Genomic DNA, 13,196 nt, shown 5'->3' with positions numbered 1-13,196 from the left:
GAGCAAGCCCCCTCCCACAGGGTTTGTGTGCATTCAGAAACTGTAGGTACCGGTCATCACCACACTGCGCGGTGCGCCTGGCTGGATCTGATATTGGCTGGTGGCCGAGGCGTAATACTCGCGGTCAGTGATGTTGTTCAGTGCCGCGCGCAAGTCCCAGTCCTTGAAACGGTAGCCGACCAGCGCATCCCAGCGGCCGTAACCCGGCAGCACGGTGGTGTTGGCGTTGTCGGCATAACGCTGGCCGACCAGGGTCAGACCGGTTTCGCCGTACCAGCCCATCTCCGGTTTCCAGGTCAGGAACAGGCTGCCGTTGTGTTTGGCCACGTTGTTGACGCGTTTGCCTTCCAGGCCGTTGTTGTCCTTCTCGATGGTGGTGTCCTGCACGCCGACGCCACCGCGTATGTACCAGTTGCCGACCAGTTTGCCGGTGGCGGTCAGCTCCACACCCCGTGAGCGCTGAAGACCGGTCATGACGGTCAGGGTCGGATCGTTTGGGTCGCTGGTGCGGCGGTTGTAGAGTTCCAGGTCGTAGACCGCCAGCGTGGTGCTCAAGCGATCATCCAGCCAGTCGCTTTTCACGCCGATTTCTTTCTGTTTGGTAAGCTCCGGACTCAAGTCGTTGCTATTGCCGGCAGCCCCCGGGGTGATGCCGATCAGGCCGCCGCCAACGGGCGAGAAGGTCTTCGACCACGAGGCATAGAACGAATGATTCTGCAGTGGCGTCCAGACAATCCCGAAGCGCGGGCTGGTGCTGTGGCTGTCACGATCCTCAGTGAGGCTCTTGAGCTGGTTGGTCGACTCGATATCGAACGTGTCGTAGCGCAAGCCGGCCAGCAGTTGCCATTGATCGTTCAGACGCAACTGATCCTGCACGTACACCGCGCGGCTTTCGACTTCGGTGTGGCTGTCGCTGAACACCTGCATGCTGCCGGTATGACGGAGCTCGCGGTTGGGGTTGAACAGGTCAACTGACGGCACCGGTTGTGCGCCTGGGGTCCTGCCGGTCGCGGCGTTGTACAACTTCGGATCGCGGCGCTGGCTGCCGATTTCGACGCCGGTCAGCAGGCGATGCTCAAGACCAAAGGTATCGAAACCGCCTTCCAGCTCAAGGTTGTTGTAGACGTTGCGGGTGGTCAGATCCTGCTGCCAGTGCTGGCGCGCAACCTTGTTGGTTTTCGGGTCGAAGCTGGTCAGGTAGGTGTTGTCGAAATCGCTGTCGAGCTTGAACACGCCGAGGGTCTGGCGCAGCTGCCAGTTGTCGTTGATGTCGTAGGTGAGTTTCGAGCGCAGGGACTGCGCCTTGTCGTCGATGAAATCGTGATCGTTGCCGTAGGTGGTGTCGCGACCGACATCCGCCGGGCGGCCATTCACACCGGGAATGCCGCGATCCGGTGTGCGGTTGTAGCGGCTGTATTCGTATTGCACCAGCCAGTTCAAGTCTGGGGTCAGTTGCCAGCTCATCGACGGCGCGAACAGCTGGCGGTTGCCGCTGACGCCGTCGCGGAAGCTGTTTTCATCCATGTTGCCCATGTTCAGGCGCAGGCTGAGGTTTTCGCTGGGGTCGGTGCTGAGGTCGGCGTACAGGCTGCGCAGGTCGTCGCTGCCGCCTTGGGCTTCGATGGTCGAACGACGGCCGAACTCGGGCAGCTTGCTCACGCGGTTGACGATCCCGCCCTGGCTGCCACGGCCGTAAAGTACCGCCGCCGGACCTTTGAGCACTTCGACCCGCTCGATGTTGTGCAGGTCGCGCTTGTACTGGCTGTCGTCGCGAATGCCGTCCAGATAGAAGTCGTTGCTGGCGTCGAAGCCGCGGATACGCAGGCTGTCGAAGCGCGTGTCGGCGCTGCTGCTGACGTTGGGAATGCCGCTCAGGGCGTCACCGATGTCATTGGTGCCGTAGTCGGCGACGTTCGCGGTCTTGATCGAGTCGATGGCCTGCGGCACGTAACGCACCGGGGTCGAGGTGCGGGTCGCAGTGCTGCTGATTTTGACGCGCGGGTCCTCGGCTTGTGCTTCGGCGCTGATCGCGGTGGCAGGCAGTTCGGTGGCGGAGTAAGCAAAACCGCTGGACAGAAAGGCAGACAATCCAAGGGTGACAGGCGTGAGGCGGAACGGGGCAGGCATGGAAAAGCGCATCCGAAAGGGTAAGGAAATTCAAACGCGCGAATGGTAATGCTTTGCATTTGCCCCCGTAATTTATTCCTGAGAAGTTCCCCTGTCAGATTGTTTCAATTTATGTCGATTTCGATACATCCTGACCGGTCGATCCATTCGACCGATTCTCGAAACAGTCTGAGAGCCATTCCGGCGTTTTTCCCCAACACGCGTAGGAATAGTCTGCCGGTATCGAATTTTTCTACTTTGTTGCCGGAGTTCTCCCATGATCCTTCACTACATTTACGATCCATTGTGCGGCTGGTGCTACGGTGCCAAACCGCTGGTGCAAGCGGCGCAGCAAGTGTTGCCGGTCGTTGTCCATGCGGGCGGAATGATGAGCGGTGCGAATCGCCAGCAAGTTTCGCCGCAATTGCGCGATTACGTCATGCCCCACGATCGGCGCATTGCCGAATACACCGGACAACCCTTTGGCGAAGCGTATTTCGAGGGTCTGCTGCGTGATCACTCGGCGGTTTTCGATTCGACGCCGCCGATTGCGGCGGTGATGGCGGCAGAGTCCATCGACGGTCGCGGTTTGCAGATGCTCGGACGTTTGCAGACGGCGCATTACGTGGAAGGACGGCGGATTGCCGATGAATCCGTACTTTTCGAACTCGCCCGTGAGTTGGGCTACACCCGTGACATCTTCGCGGCTGCGTTTAAGTCCGCTGATACGACAGCGCATGTAAAGGCCAGCCGCGCACTCTTGGCGCAACTGGGTGGCCAAGGTTTTCCGACATTGGCGCTGGAGCAGGACGGGCAGTTCACCTTGATCGACATCAGCCCATGGCTTGGCAATCCTCAGGCTTTCGCCGACTGGTTGGGGCAAGCGGTGGTCGCGGTTGAGCCGGGGCAATCCGCCGCGCAATGCGGTCTCGACGGTTGCGCGTAATCGCACTGGATTCACTGGTTGAGCGCATTTCCGAGCAATGCGCTATCGCAAAATTTACGATTCTTAGACGATTTTTACCTATTTAAAGACGATTCTTGAAATTGACACATTATTGAGGGCGCGGCTACGATTCGGCCCAACGCCTGTGGCCAACCGCCATGACTCAAAAATAATAAAAGGGCCCGACACGGTTTTGCCGTGGGCGGGTCTTTTTGTTTCGGGGTGAAAAAAGAGTGCAATAGCGCCGTTTCAGCCGTTCGACACAGCGCGTTTCAACCCGTAATAAGGAAAACAAAATGTTGAACAAGCGAATCAGTCTGATCGCACTGGGGATGTTGAGTGCCACTTCGGCAATAGCTGACGGCCAAGCCGAATCCAAGGGTTTTGTTGAAGACAGCAGCCTGAAAGTGCTGCTGCGCAATGCCTACATCAATCGTGATTACAAAGACGGCAACCCGGACAAAGCCGAGTGGGGCCAAGCGGCCATCGGTACGTTCTCTTCCGGCTTCACCCAAGGCACCGTTGGTGTGGGTGTCGATGCTTTCGGTCTTTACGCACTGCGTCTGGATGGCGGCAAGGGCCGCAGCGGCGCCGGTGGTATCGACTTCTTCAAACAGGGTGACAGCGGCAATGCGGCTGACGACCTGTCCAAGGGTGGCGCTGCGGTCAAATTCCGCGTGTCCAACACCGTGCTGACGTACGGCGACCAGATGCCGGCCCTGCCGGTGCTGAACTACGACAACTCGCGTCTGCTGCCGGAAAGCTACACCGGTACCTTGATCACCTCCAAAGAGATCAAAGGCCTGCAACTGGACGCCGGTCGTTTCACTGCCGAATCGCGTAAAAGCGCTGAAGGCCGTGACAGCGGTGGTCTGAAGTCGATCAACGTATTGGGCGGTAGCTACCAGTTCACCGAACAGTTCAAGGCGGCGTTGTACGCTTCCGACGTTGAAGACGTCATGAAGAAGCAGTACGTGAACGCCAACTACGTGTTCCCGATCGACAAGGATCAGTCCCTGACCCTGGACTTCAACGGCTATCGCACCAAGCTCGACAAGTCTTATGCCGACATCAAGAACACCGGCGGCCAGGACAACAAGATCTGGAGCCTGGCGGCCACATTCGCCACCGGCCCGCACTCGTTCACCTTGGCGCACCAGCGCAGTACCGGTGACAGCAACCTGGGTTATCCGTACGGCGGTTATCAGAACGATGGTCGTCGTCAGGGCGACGGTGGCAACACCATTTACCTGGCCAACTCGTACTGGTCGGACTTCAACGCTGAAGACGAGCGCAGCTGGCAACTGGGCTACGGCCTGGACTTCGGTGCCTTTGGCGTACCTGGCCTGAGCTACAACTTTGCTTACGTGCGTGGCGACAACATCACCACCGACACCAGCAGTGGTGGCACCGAGCGTGAGATCTTCAACCAGGTCAAATACGTCGTGCAAAGCGGTCCGGCGAAAGACCTTAGCGTGAAACTGCGCAGCTCGATTCTGCGCGTGTCGCAGAAATCCGCCGACTACAACAGCAGCGGCAACGAAGTGCGTGTGTTCGTGGACTACCCGATCAACATCTTCTGATGAACGATCCGGTGTAAGAAACATGAGAAAACCCCGACTGGCTCGGGGTTTTTTTTCGACGTCTTTTTCGCAAAAACCGTAAAAAACCCGTGTTTTTGTCACGTAAAAGTTGTTTTGAAGCGTCTTCAAGTACCGTTTCAAGCAGGGCTTTAAATGCCTGAAATTCTTTCTCATGGACGCAAATTCTCCACCTAATAGATTAGGCCGCTCAACGCAGCGGAGAATTTGGTAATGATCGTTTTGAACAGAGAAGTGGGCGAATCGCTACGGCGCGACAAATATGTCAACGTCCAGGGTGGTGACTTCAATCTCTACGGTCATTTTGCCGACTTCGTCAGACTGACCAAAAGTTGGGAAAACATGGAGCCAGACAGTTACTACGGTCAGGCCGAAGCCGGCATGCGTTACCGTCGTTACAGCGACTTTGAGTACAACCCGAAAACACGTGAATTGAAGCAACTCGAGCATCGCGCGTACGTGCAGTCGAAAGAGAACAACGCCTACGTGGGCGGTGTTGTGCGGCACTTTCAGGACTTCTCTGATGAAGTGATCACTTCGCCGGTAATGCGCAGCCTGATCGACACCGATTTTGAAGTGTACAAAAGCGTGTTGCCGGAAGAATTGCACGATGAGATTTGGCAGTGCCAGATTCATCAGATCCGCATCGAGATCAAACCCGGCAAGCAACTGGAAATCACCCCGGAAGGGATTCACTGCGACGGCTATCCGTTCAGTGGTGTGCACTTCTGGGGGCGCAACAACGTCGAGGGCGCGGAAAGCCGTTTGTACGATGTTCACGAGCATCAACTGGCGTCGACCACCTACAAGGAAATCCTCGACACCACGTACTTTCTTGATCGCGACATGCGCCATTACGTGACTCCGGCGCGCAACACCCACACGCATGCCATGGCGTACCGGCAGATTCTGGCGATTTCCTTCTCGCGGCCCGGGACCGCTTTCGACATTGTTCGCTAATCAGATCACCCCAATCGATGGCGTCGAGTGCTCGACGCCGGTGGTGCTGCGACGCGCCACCGCCAAGGACGCGCAGCGCATGGAGCGCTTCTTCCGGCAGTTCGACGAAGTGTCGTTCTGCGAATGGCAGGACGCCAAATGCCTGCGCGGTGTATTGATCCAGAAGACCACCACGGCCTATCTGGCCTTCGACGTCGAAGGCGAAATCGTCGGTGCGGTGCTCGGCGGCATGCTCGGTAGTCGCGGCACCATCAACCACTTGGCGGTCAGCCCACGCTATCGCAGTCAGGGCGTCGGCCAGCGGTTGGTGGAAGCGGCGTCATCCGACATGAAACGGGTCGGTGTATTACGGATGTTTCTGTTCGTCGACGATGCTAACCTCGCGGGCAAGCGATTCTGGACTGCCCAGGGTTTTTGCGAACCCCACGGCGAGCGGACATTTGAGAGGGATCTATGAATGAAACGTCCGGCAGTGCGCCGCTGATGGCTGCTCATCAGCCATCGCGCACGTTTGCCGAAGCCAGCCCGGTGGTGGCCGGTTACTTCACGGTGTCGTTCGTGTTCGGGCTGATGGCGGTCAACGCCGGGCTGCCGATGTGGCTGCCGGTGGCGATGTGCTTGTTCGTCTACGCCGGCGCTTCGCAATTCGCCGCACTGGCGCTGATCTCCAGCGGCGCTTCGCTGACCACCATCGTGCTGACCACCTTCCTGATCAATGCGCGGCACATGCTGATGTCGGTGTACATGGCCAAGGCCTTGCGCGCATTGGGGCTCAGCCGCATGGAGCGCTGGGCTTACGCCGGTGGCCTGACCGACGAGTCCTTCGCGTTCCACAGCGTCAAACTTGGCACCGGCGCGCCGGTCAACATTCGTTACCTGATCGGCTTCAACCTGTTCTGCCACACCTCTTGGGTGCTGGGCGGATTGTTGGGCGCCGTCTGCGCGCAATATGCATCGCACCTGATCAAATATCAGCTCGACTACGCACTGACCGCGATGATGCTCTACGTGCTGGTGTCGCTGTGCAACACCCGCAACAAACTCATCGCCGCCGCGGCTGCCGTCGTCTGCATGGGCGCGCTGAGCCTGGTCGGCACTTCGCCGTTCAACGTTTTCATCGCCACGTTCGTGGGCTGCGGAGTGGGTGTATGCCTGACCAAACGTTCCTGATTCTGGTGGTCGCGCTGATGATGGCCGTGACCTTCCTGCCACGCGCGCTGCCGCTGCAAGTCAACACCGAGCACTGGCCGCCGTTCGTTGCGCGGGCGCTGGAATACCTGCCGGTGGCGATCGTCGCTGCGATCAGCCTGACACCCTTGTTGATCAAGGATCAGCACATACAGCTCGATCGCCCGGAATTTTATGCAGCCATTCCGACGTTGTTATGTGCGTATTTCAGCAAAAACCTCTTTCTCAGTGTGGCGGTTGGGACGGCTGCGTACATTGCGCTCGGCTCGTTCATGTAGCGGCAGATCGACCACGTCATTCAGGGCCTGCCCCGACAGGTTCGGGTTGTTCACCGCCAGACGCACTTCGAGGAAATCCTCGAATCCGGGGAAAATCGTCAGGCCGTTCTTTTGCGCGGCCTCTCGCGACACCATGCCCACTGCGTCCATCTGCGTGATCAGCGACAGGGTCAGGGTTTCGCTGCAGGAATAGACCATGCGTTGACCGTTCTCGTGATTGCCCAGTCCGGCGTCGAGAAAACGCAGGAAGCTGTGGGAATACGGACAATCTTCCGCAGGACGCACCTGAAACTTGTTGCCCAGCAACGTCAGTGGATCGTTTTCCTGCCCGCAATGGGCACCGACCACCTGTACCTGCACATCCGGCAAAACAATGCTCGGCAGACCCGGCCGCTGCGGGCCGATCAGCACCGCAAGATCAAAGTCTTCATTCTTCAGCTTGCTGAGGTTCTCCATCGACTCGGCGTAGCTGAATTCCATCTGGTAATCGGGAAACACCTCGATCAGGCGTCCGATCATTCGCCGGTTGAAGTCAGACGACAACGTGTTGTTCAACGCAACCTTCAATGTGCGCTGGCCCGGCACCTTGAGCGCCTCAACCTTTTCTTCCATCTGTCGCGTGGCAATCAGCACTTTGTCCATATAGGGCGTCAGCTCCGTGCCTTGCGGCGTCAGCGTCAGCCCTTTGTTGGAACGTCGAAACAAGCGGAAACCGAACTGCTCTTCGACCTTGTTCAACTGCGCGGCCAGGGCCTGCACAGTCAGGCACGAATGCTCGGCTGCGGCCGACAACGAGCCGGTCTGCACGATGCGCATGAGGTTGCGTAAGGTTCTGCTATCCATGGGTAATGCCCTCTGAAGTGGGCTGGGTATTGTTGTTTACGAGACTGCCGATCCGGCGTCATATGCCGGCTATATTCCAGCACCTGAGCATAGTTGTCGCGGGTTTAGTAGCGAATTGATGTCCCCGCCGATGGCTGGAAGCTGACACAGGATCGGGATTTTTGATGACGTGGGGGTGATTGGGGTCAAGAAAAGTGCGTGGTTTTGGTGCGCAGGGAGGGTTTTTCGAGGAGAAACGGCTTATGGCTCCTGTAATTTCCCCCGGCGAGATATGCGCATATTTTTCAGCTTTGAGCGCGAGTGCCCTTAGCATCAGGGATGCTTTCCAATTTCGTCTTCACCAGTTTGTTGCGACTCTAGAGCCGCCATTCACGGGGCGCTGAAGAGCGTCCGCATGTGAATGCACATAGGCAAAGTTCGCCAGCACTTCGACTAGGCAAGCGAAATGCTCAAATAAACCAGGCAATAAAAAACCGACATTGCTGTCGGCTTTTTGCTCCCTTGAACAAGGGTAGAGGTCTCACCCGAGCGCTGATCTTCAGGTCATCAACGGGGTTCCTAACGCCGACTATCGCCACCTGATGGCAGTCGGTTTCGCGCTCTTGAGGCAGATCCTCTGCCACGGAACATTAACGTGTCAACTTGGAAATTCTTAGGCGTTTATTCGTATGCGAATAATTTCATGTAAAAAATTCATATGTGTACTACGCTCATCTTGCGGACCCGCTTAGAAGGACAATCATGCCTACCTCATCCCCAGCCCTCACCCCGCGTGAACAACTCGACGTCCCCGAAGCCGGGCGCGTCGCGCTGAAGTTCTTCTTCAACCTCATGGAACGCTGGGGCTGCAACGCCGAGCAGCAGCGCACGCTGCTGGGCGGCGTCGGCAACACCACATTCTACAAGTACAAACACCTGCCGCCGAACATTCGCCTGCCACACGACACGCTGGAGCGTATCTCGTACCTGATGGGCATTCACAAGGCATTGAGCATCATCTTCAGCAACAACCGCGAGCGCGCCTACACATGGGTCAGCAGCCCGAACACGGCGGCGCCATTCAATGGCCGGACCGCGCTGGATTACATGCTGGCGGGGAGGGTGGTCGATATCGCCGACGTGCGCCGCTACCTCGACGGGGTGCGCGGTTGAAGGCCCCGCCACTGGCCGATCCGCGATGGCCCAAGGCCTACCGGATCGTCAACAGCAGCTTCCCGCCGATTGCACTATTTGAAGACGTGCTCGACCCCGAAGACCTGGAAATCGCCTACGCGCTGGAAGCGCTGACCAACGATCGCCTGATCGAACAGGCCGGCGTCCTCGCCCGCGTGCGCCCCGAAGACCGGCTCTCCGGCCCCGGTTCAACCCCGGTGATGGCGGCGTTCACCCACATCGGCAAAAGCAGTCGCTTCACCGATGGCACCTTCGGTGTCTACTACGCCGCCAGCAGCCAGGCCGCGGCCATCGCCGAAACCTGCTATCACCAGGAGCGTTTCCTCGCGGCCACCAACGAAGCGGACCTTGAGTTGACCATGCGTACTTACGTCAATCGTGTGGTTAAGCCGCTGCATGATGTTCGTGATGGTTTTGCACATTTGCATCAACCCGATCCGGAAGCCTATGGCCCATCCCAGGCATTTGCCCGACAACTGCGCGAGTCTGAATCGTGGGGGATGCTCTACAACAGCGTTCGCCTGCCGGGCCACGAATGTGTCGCCGCTTTCCGGCCGCCAGCGGTGTCGATTCCGAAGCAGGGAAAGCATTTGCGGTATGTGTGGAGTGCGAGTCAGCGCAGGATTTCGTATGTGTTTGAGATCAGTCAGGTTTGAAGCGCGATCTTATTCGACAGCCTGCTCGTAGCCGACCTGAGCAACCGAATGAGAAAACTCATTAATGCTCAATGAATTGGAACAATTCCGGAGGGATTTGCTGGAATCTGTACGTCAGATGAAGGCCGGTAAAGCTGTACGTGTAACCAAGGTGCCGCGCCCCGCACCGGCAGAAGCACATCCCTCGATAACGAGCCATCCAGATCAATGACGATTTGGGGCTTCACAGGCTTGAGGCAGTGTGGACGTAATGTGGACGTACCAGAAACAACAAAGCCCCTGCATTTCTGCAGGGGCTTCGTTTTGTATGGTGCCGGCACCAGGAGTCGAACCCGGGACCTACTGATTACAAGTCAGTTGCTCTACCAACTGAGCTATACCGGCGTGTGGGCGACGATTATAGCGATTGGGTTGGTTCTGTAAACCCCTGAATTCAGACTATTTTTACGCAGGCGCTGGATCAGGGGCGGTGTGGGCTTTGTCACTGGGTTTTAAGCCGCCAAATCGGGCTGTTCGACGTCAATCCAGCATAAGAGTAATGGCAGGATTTCTGCGCTATTCATGCACCAATTTCACCCGTTTATGTCCTTTTGATTGGAAGCTTATGCACAACGGATGGGCGCTACGATTGCGTTGCAGGGGATTTTGTGGACACGTTCTCATTTTGTGCGCAAATCCCTGTTTTACAGGTTTTTTATCAATATGAACAAAAAATGACCAATGCTGTTTAAGCGGTCTAACGGCCGTGAATATTGGATCCACGGGAAAAGCATCAACAGAGTTATCCACAGGCTGTAAAGATTTCAAGCGCGCTCGGCCAACAGCAGGAAATTACGCGGAGTCAGCGGTGCGTCGCAGAAGGTGCCGAGGCGTACGACGTATCCCTGTTCGGCGAGGAAAATGGCTCGATCAAGATTCAGCCAAAGCTCCAGCGGTCGTCGGAACAGTCCGCGCAGTAATTCCAGGTTGCGAACTTCGGCCAACCGCTGCCAACCGGCGGCTTCCAGTGCCTGCCAGTCTGGCGTGCCGATTGTGGATAACTCCTTCAATGCAGCCAGATCGCGGCAGTAATCGGCGAAGGTTTTTTCCAGCCAGGCGCTGGGCAGGGACGGGGTGGGCAGGTATTCGTCTACGCAGCGCACTTGCCGTTGCAGCAAATCGAAAGCCAGGCGTCGGGCCATGGAGGTGTCGCGCTGACGTCGGACTCTTGCACCGGCGGTGACGGTTTCGCTCATGGGCAGCGAAAGATCTTCGAGCGAGAGCTGTAGGGCGGATCGCAAACCCGCTGAGGACAATGCCTGGTACTCGCTGCGATTGATCCGGTTGTAGCAGCACGGGGCGATGGCCATCTGCTGACATCCTGCAGCGCTCGCCAGTTGCATCAGGCGCACATGCAGATCGCCGCAGGCGTGCAGGGCGACCGGGGTGTGCTGAGCACTTATAACGCTCGCTGCGTCTGCCGCCAGTACATCCTGCTCGACATGCAGGGCGTGCAAATGAAGGCGCTGACTTAATGCCTGACCACTGGCGACCAACGCCGGATCGTATTCGATACAAGTCAGTTGTTGCCCCGTACCCAACAGGCGTCGGCCCAGATGTCCCTTGCCGGAACACCAGTCCAGCCAGTGCGTCGGCGGCGAGGCGAAAGACAAACGACTGGCAAAGGCTTCGATCTGCTGCCACTTGCGCCCCGGCACATCGACATTCAATCGGTGACCTGCGGCTTCCAGCGCATGTTCCGGCAACTCACCGACCGCGCTCAGCTCAGCCGACAAGGCCGCCAATGAGGCGAACGGCTCCGGGGCGTCCCCCAGACCGGCAGGATGGTTATGCGCCCGCTCTGCATCTTCCAGCGTTCGTCCGCGTAGCCACGAAGCCAATTCGGGGTAGGCGGTTTCCCATGGAAGCGAAAGATAGGTGAACGGACGAGGTTTCCACAGCGCCTGATGCTCAATCAGAAAAGCATCCAGCGCGGTGAAACGGGCGAGTAGGTCCTCGCCCGTCAGCACGTGGGAAGTATCAACGCCCTTGGCAGGCATCGACGCGCAACCAGCGCTCCAGCAGCTTGAAGCCGCGCACCAGCACGTAGGACATCAGCAGATAGAACACGCCGGCGGCGAAGAAGATTTCCACCGGCAGGTAGGTGCGGGCGATGATCGTGCGGGCCATGCCGGTCAGTTCCAGCAGGGTCACGGTACTCGCCAGCGCGCTGGCCTTGAGCATCAGGATCACTTCATTGCTGTAGGCCGGCAGACCGATGCGCGCCGCTCGCGGCAGCATGATGTAGAACATCGCCTTGGGTTTGGACATGCCCAGCGCTCGCGCCGCTTCGATCTCGCCGGGTGGAATCGCCTGAATCGCGCCGCGCAGGATCTCCGCGATGTACGCCGCCGTGTGCAGGGTCATGGTCGCGGTGGTACACCAGAACGGATCGCGCAGGTACGGCCACAACGCGCTGTTACGTACTGCATCGAATTGCGCCAGGCCGTAGTAGACGAGGAACAGTTGCACCAGCAACGGCGTGCCACGGAAAAAGAAGATGTAGGCGTAGGGCAAGGCGCGCACATACCACAGCTTTGAGGAGCGGGCGATGCCCAGCGGAATGGCCAGCAACAGGCCGGCAATCACGGCAATCGTCACCAGCTCCAAGGTCAGGGTCGCGCCCTGCGCCAGTTTCGGCAGCCACTTGATGATCACTTCCCAGTTCATGAAGCGCTCCTCGCAAAGCCGCGAGCGGCGCGTTTTTCCAGGAAGTGCATGCCGGTCATCGCCAGCACGGTGAGGCCCAGGTACATGACCGCCGCCACCAGATAGAAGGTGAACGGTTGTTTCGACACGGTCACGCCGATCTGTGCGTGACGCATGATCTCTTCCAGGCCGATGACCGAGACCAGCGCGGTGTCTTTCATCAGGATCATGAACAGGTTGCCCAGGCCGGGCAGGGCGATGCGCCACATCTGCGGCATGATCAGCTTGGTGAAGATCCGCCATTTCGACAGTCCCAGCGCCACACCCGCTTCGCGATGGCCTTTGGGAATGGCAAGGATCGCGCCGCGGAACACTTCCGTGGCGTAGGCGCCGAAGCACAGGCCCAGCGCAATCACGCCGGCGGCGAAGGCGCTGAGTTGCAGGTCGGGATTGCCGAAAAACTCACCGAGGCTACGCATCAGGTTGACCGTACCGAAGTAGATCAACAGCACCCAGAGCAATTCCGGGACGCCACGCACCAGCGTCGAATAAGTGCCGCCAAGCCATTGCAGCGGCTTGTACGGGGAAGTCTTGGCCAAGGCGCCGAGCAGACCGAGCACCAGTCCCAGGCACAGGGCCGTCAGCGCCAGTTTGACGGTCATCAGCGCACCGGCGGCGAGGGCCGGGCCGAATCCGTAGAGGTCGATAATCATGGATTTCTTTTCAAATCGCGGCAGGCAAGGCCGGGAGCCGGCGC

General features: G+C 58.3%; 13 protein-coding genes, 1 tRNA gene and 1 pseudogene. 9 read left to right on the top strand and 6 right to left on the bottom strand.

The features are described from left to right. Window positions 1-33: 33 nt before the first annotated feature. Window positions 34-2,127, bottom strand: coding sequence for a TonB-dependent receptor (locus AC3WMV_RS26020; RefSeq protein WP_103368293.1), 2,094 nt, complete (start codon window positions 2,125-2,127; stop codon window positions 34-36). Window positions 2,128-2,383: 256 nt separating this feature from the next. Here AC3WMV_RS26020 and AC3WMV_RS26015 point away from each other — a divergent pair, with 256 nt between their 5' ends. The 6 genes from AC3WMV_RS26015 (at window position 2,384) to AC3WMV_RS25990 (ending at window position 7,079) form a co-directional block, all read left to right on the top strand. Then, on the top strand, window positions 2,384-3,052 hold the full coding sequence (locus tag AC3WMV_RS26015) for a DsbA family protein (RefSeq protein WP_097086929.1): 669 nt from the start codon (window positions 2,384-2,386) through the stop codon (window positions 3,050-3,052). A 296-nt stretch (window positions 3,053-3,348) separates the two neighbouring features. Then, window positions 3,349-4,635 (top strand): OprD family porin, encoded by a 1,287-nt coding sequence (locus AC3WMV_RS26010; protein WP_103368294.1) that lies wholly within the window; start codon window positions 3,349-3,351, stop codon window positions 4,633-4,635. Window positions 4,636-4,866: 231 nt separating this feature from the next. Next, window positions 4,867-5,613: a 2OG-Fe dioxygenase family protein gene (locus AC3WMV_RS26005; protein ID WP_003220699.1), complete on the top strand. Its 747-nt coding sequence runs from the start codon at window positions 4,867-4,869 to the stop codon at window positions 5,611-5,613. 79 nt (window positions 5,614-5,692) lie between these two features. Further along, window positions 5,693-6,070 (top strand): GNAT family N-acetyltransferase, encoded by a 378-nt coding sequence (locus AC3WMV_RS26000; protein WP_003220700.1) that lies wholly within the window; start codon window positions 5,693-5,695, stop codon window positions 6,068-6,070. Further along, window positions 6,067-6,783, top strand: coding sequence for an AzlC family ABC transporter permease (locus AC3WMV_RS25995; RefSeq protein WP_027611235.1), 717 nt, complete (start codon window positions 6,067-6,069; stop codon window positions 6,781-6,783). The genes AC3WMV_RS26000 and AC3WMV_RS25995 overlap by 4 nt, the downstream gene beginning before the upstream one ends. Next, window positions 6,762-7,079 carry an AzlD domain-containing protein gene (locus tag AC3WMV_RS25990; RefSeq protein ID WP_007952614.1) on the top strand — a complete coding sequence of 106 codons (318 nt, stop codon included), beginning with the start codon at window positions 6,762-6,764 and terminating at the stop codon, window positions 7,077-7,079. Before AC3WMV_RS25995 ends, AC3WMV_RS25990 begins: the two co-directional genes overlap by 22 nt. Here the strand turns inward: AC3WMV_RS25990 and AC3WMV_RS25985 are convergent. Beyond that, on the bottom strand, window positions 6,996-7,922 hold the full coding sequence (locus tag AC3WMV_RS25985; RefSeq protein ID WP_007961685.1) for a LysR family transcriptional regulator: 927 nt from the start codon (window positions 7,920-7,922) through the stop codon (window positions 6,996-6,998). The genes AC3WMV_RS25990 and AC3WMV_RS25985 overlap by 84 nt on opposite strands. 741 nt (window positions 7,923-8,663) lie before the next feature. Between AC3WMV_RS25985 and AC3WMV_RS25980 the strand changes: the two genes are divergently transcribed. The 3 genes and pseudogenes from AC3WMV_RS25980 to AC3WMV_RS25970 form a co-directional block, all read left to right on the top strand. After that, window positions 8,664-9,074 carry an MbcA/ParS/Xre antitoxin family protein gene (locus AC3WMV_RS25980; RefSeq protein WP_103368295.1) on the top strand — a complete coding sequence of 137 codons (411 nt, stop codon included), beginning with the start codon at window positions 8,664-8,666 and terminating at the stop codon, window positions 9,072-9,074. Next, complete coding sequence (locus AC3WMV_RS25975; RefSeq protein ID WP_103368296.1) at window positions 9,071-9,751, top strand: RES family NAD+ phosphorylase; 681 nt, start codon at window positions 9,071-9,073, stop codon at window positions 9,749-9,751. The genes AC3WMV_RS25980 and AC3WMV_RS25975 overlap by 4 nt, the downstream gene beginning before the upstream one ends. Before the next feature lie 64 nt (window positions 9,752-9,815). After that, a pseudogene (locus tag AC3WMV_RS25970) lies at window positions 9,816-9,941 on the top strand (helix-turn-helix domain-containing protein); the annotation flags it as partial. A gap of 118 nt (window positions 9,942-10,059) precedes the next feature. On the opposite strand, the gene AC3WMV_RS25965 reads toward AC3WMV_RS25970, so the two are convergent. The 4 genes from AC3WMV_RS25965 to AC3WMV_RS25950 all read right to left on the bottom strand — a co-directional run bounded on the left by AC3WMV_RS25965 (window position 10,060) and on the right by AC3WMV_RS25950 (window position 13,152). Further along, window positions 10,060-10,135, bottom strand: a tRNA-Thr gene (locus AC3WMV_RS25965). Window positions 10,136-10,554: 419 nt separating this feature from the next. Continuing rightward, on the bottom strand, window positions 10,555-11,790 hold the full coding sequence (locus AC3WMV_RS25960; RefSeq protein WP_103368297.1) for a methyltransferase: 1,236 nt from the start codon (window positions 11,788-11,790) through the stop codon (window positions 10,555-10,557). Then, entirely contained in the window at window positions 11,771-12,460 is a 690-nt protein-coding gene (locus AC3WMV_RS25955) for an ABC transporter permease (RefSeq protein WP_103368298.1), read from the bottom strand. Before AC3WMV_RS25955 ends, AC3WMV_RS25960 begins: the two co-directional genes overlap by 20 nt. Then, window positions 12,457-13,152, bottom strand: a complete 696-nt coding sequence (locus tag AC3WMV_RS25950) for an ABC transporter permease (protein ID WP_007961693.1) — start codon at window positions 13,150-13,152, stop codon at window positions 12,457-12,459. Before AC3WMV_RS25950 ends, AC3WMV_RS25955 begins: the two co-directional genes overlap by 4 nt. Window positions 13,153-13,196: the final 44 nt, after the last annotated feature.

The sequence above is a fragment of the Pseudomonas sp. FW305-3-2-15-E-TSA4 genome, from assembly GCF_058787295.1.
This window is presented reverse-complemented; position numbering and strand designations above follow the sequence as displayed.

Bases quoted from the DNA above. Each gene is read 5' to 3' on its own strand.
- AC3WMV_RS26020 (WP_103368293.1), bottom strand. From the start codon at position 2,127: ATGCCTGCCCCGTTCCGCCTCACGCCTGTCACCCTTGGATTGTCTGCC.
- AC3WMV_RS26015 (WP_097086929.1), top strand. From the start codon at position 2,384: ATGATCCTTCACTACATTTACGATCCATTGTGCGGCTGGTGCTACGGT.
- AC3WMV_RS26010 (WP_103368294.1), top strand. From the start codon at position 3,349: ATGTTGAACAAGCGAATCAGTCTGATCGCACTGGGGATGTTGAGTGCC.
- AC3WMV_RS26005 (WP_003220699.1), top strand. From the start codon at position 4,867: ATGATCGTTTTGAACAGAGAAGTGGGCGAATCGCTACGGCGCGACAAA.
- AC3WMV_RS26000 (WP_003220700.1), top strand. From the start codon at position 5,693: ATGGAGCGCTTCTTCCGGCAGTTCGACGAAGTGTCGTTCTGCGAATGG.
- AC3WMV_RS25995 (WP_027611235.1), top strand. From the start codon at position 6,067: ATGAATGAAACGTCCGGCAGTGCGCCGCTGATGGCTGCTCATCAGCCA.
- AC3WMV_RS25990 (WP_007952614.1), top strand. From the start codon at position 6,762: ATGCCTGACCAAACGTTCCTGATTCTGGTGGTCGCGCTGATGATGGCC.
- AC3WMV_RS25985 (WP_007961685.1), bottom strand. From the start codon at position 7,922: ATGGATAGCAGAACCTTACGCAACCTCATGCGCATCGTGCAGACCGGC.
- AC3WMV_RS25980 (WP_103368295.1), top strand. From the start codon at position 8,664: ATGCCTACCTCATCCCCAGCCCTCACCCCGCGTGAACAACTCGACGTC.
- AC3WMV_RS25960 (WP_103368297.1), bottom strand. From the start codon at position 11,790: ATGCCTGCCAAGGGCGTTGATACTTCCCACGTGCTGACGGGCGAGGAC.
- AC3WMV_RS25955 (WP_103368298.1), bottom strand. From the start codon at position 12,460: ATGAACTGGGAAGTGATCATCAAGTGGCTGCCGAAACTGGCGCAGGGC.
- AC3WMV_RS25950 (WP_007961693.1), bottom strand. From the start codon at position 13,152: ATGATTATCGACCTCTACGGATTCGGCCCGGCCCTCGCCGCCGGTGCG.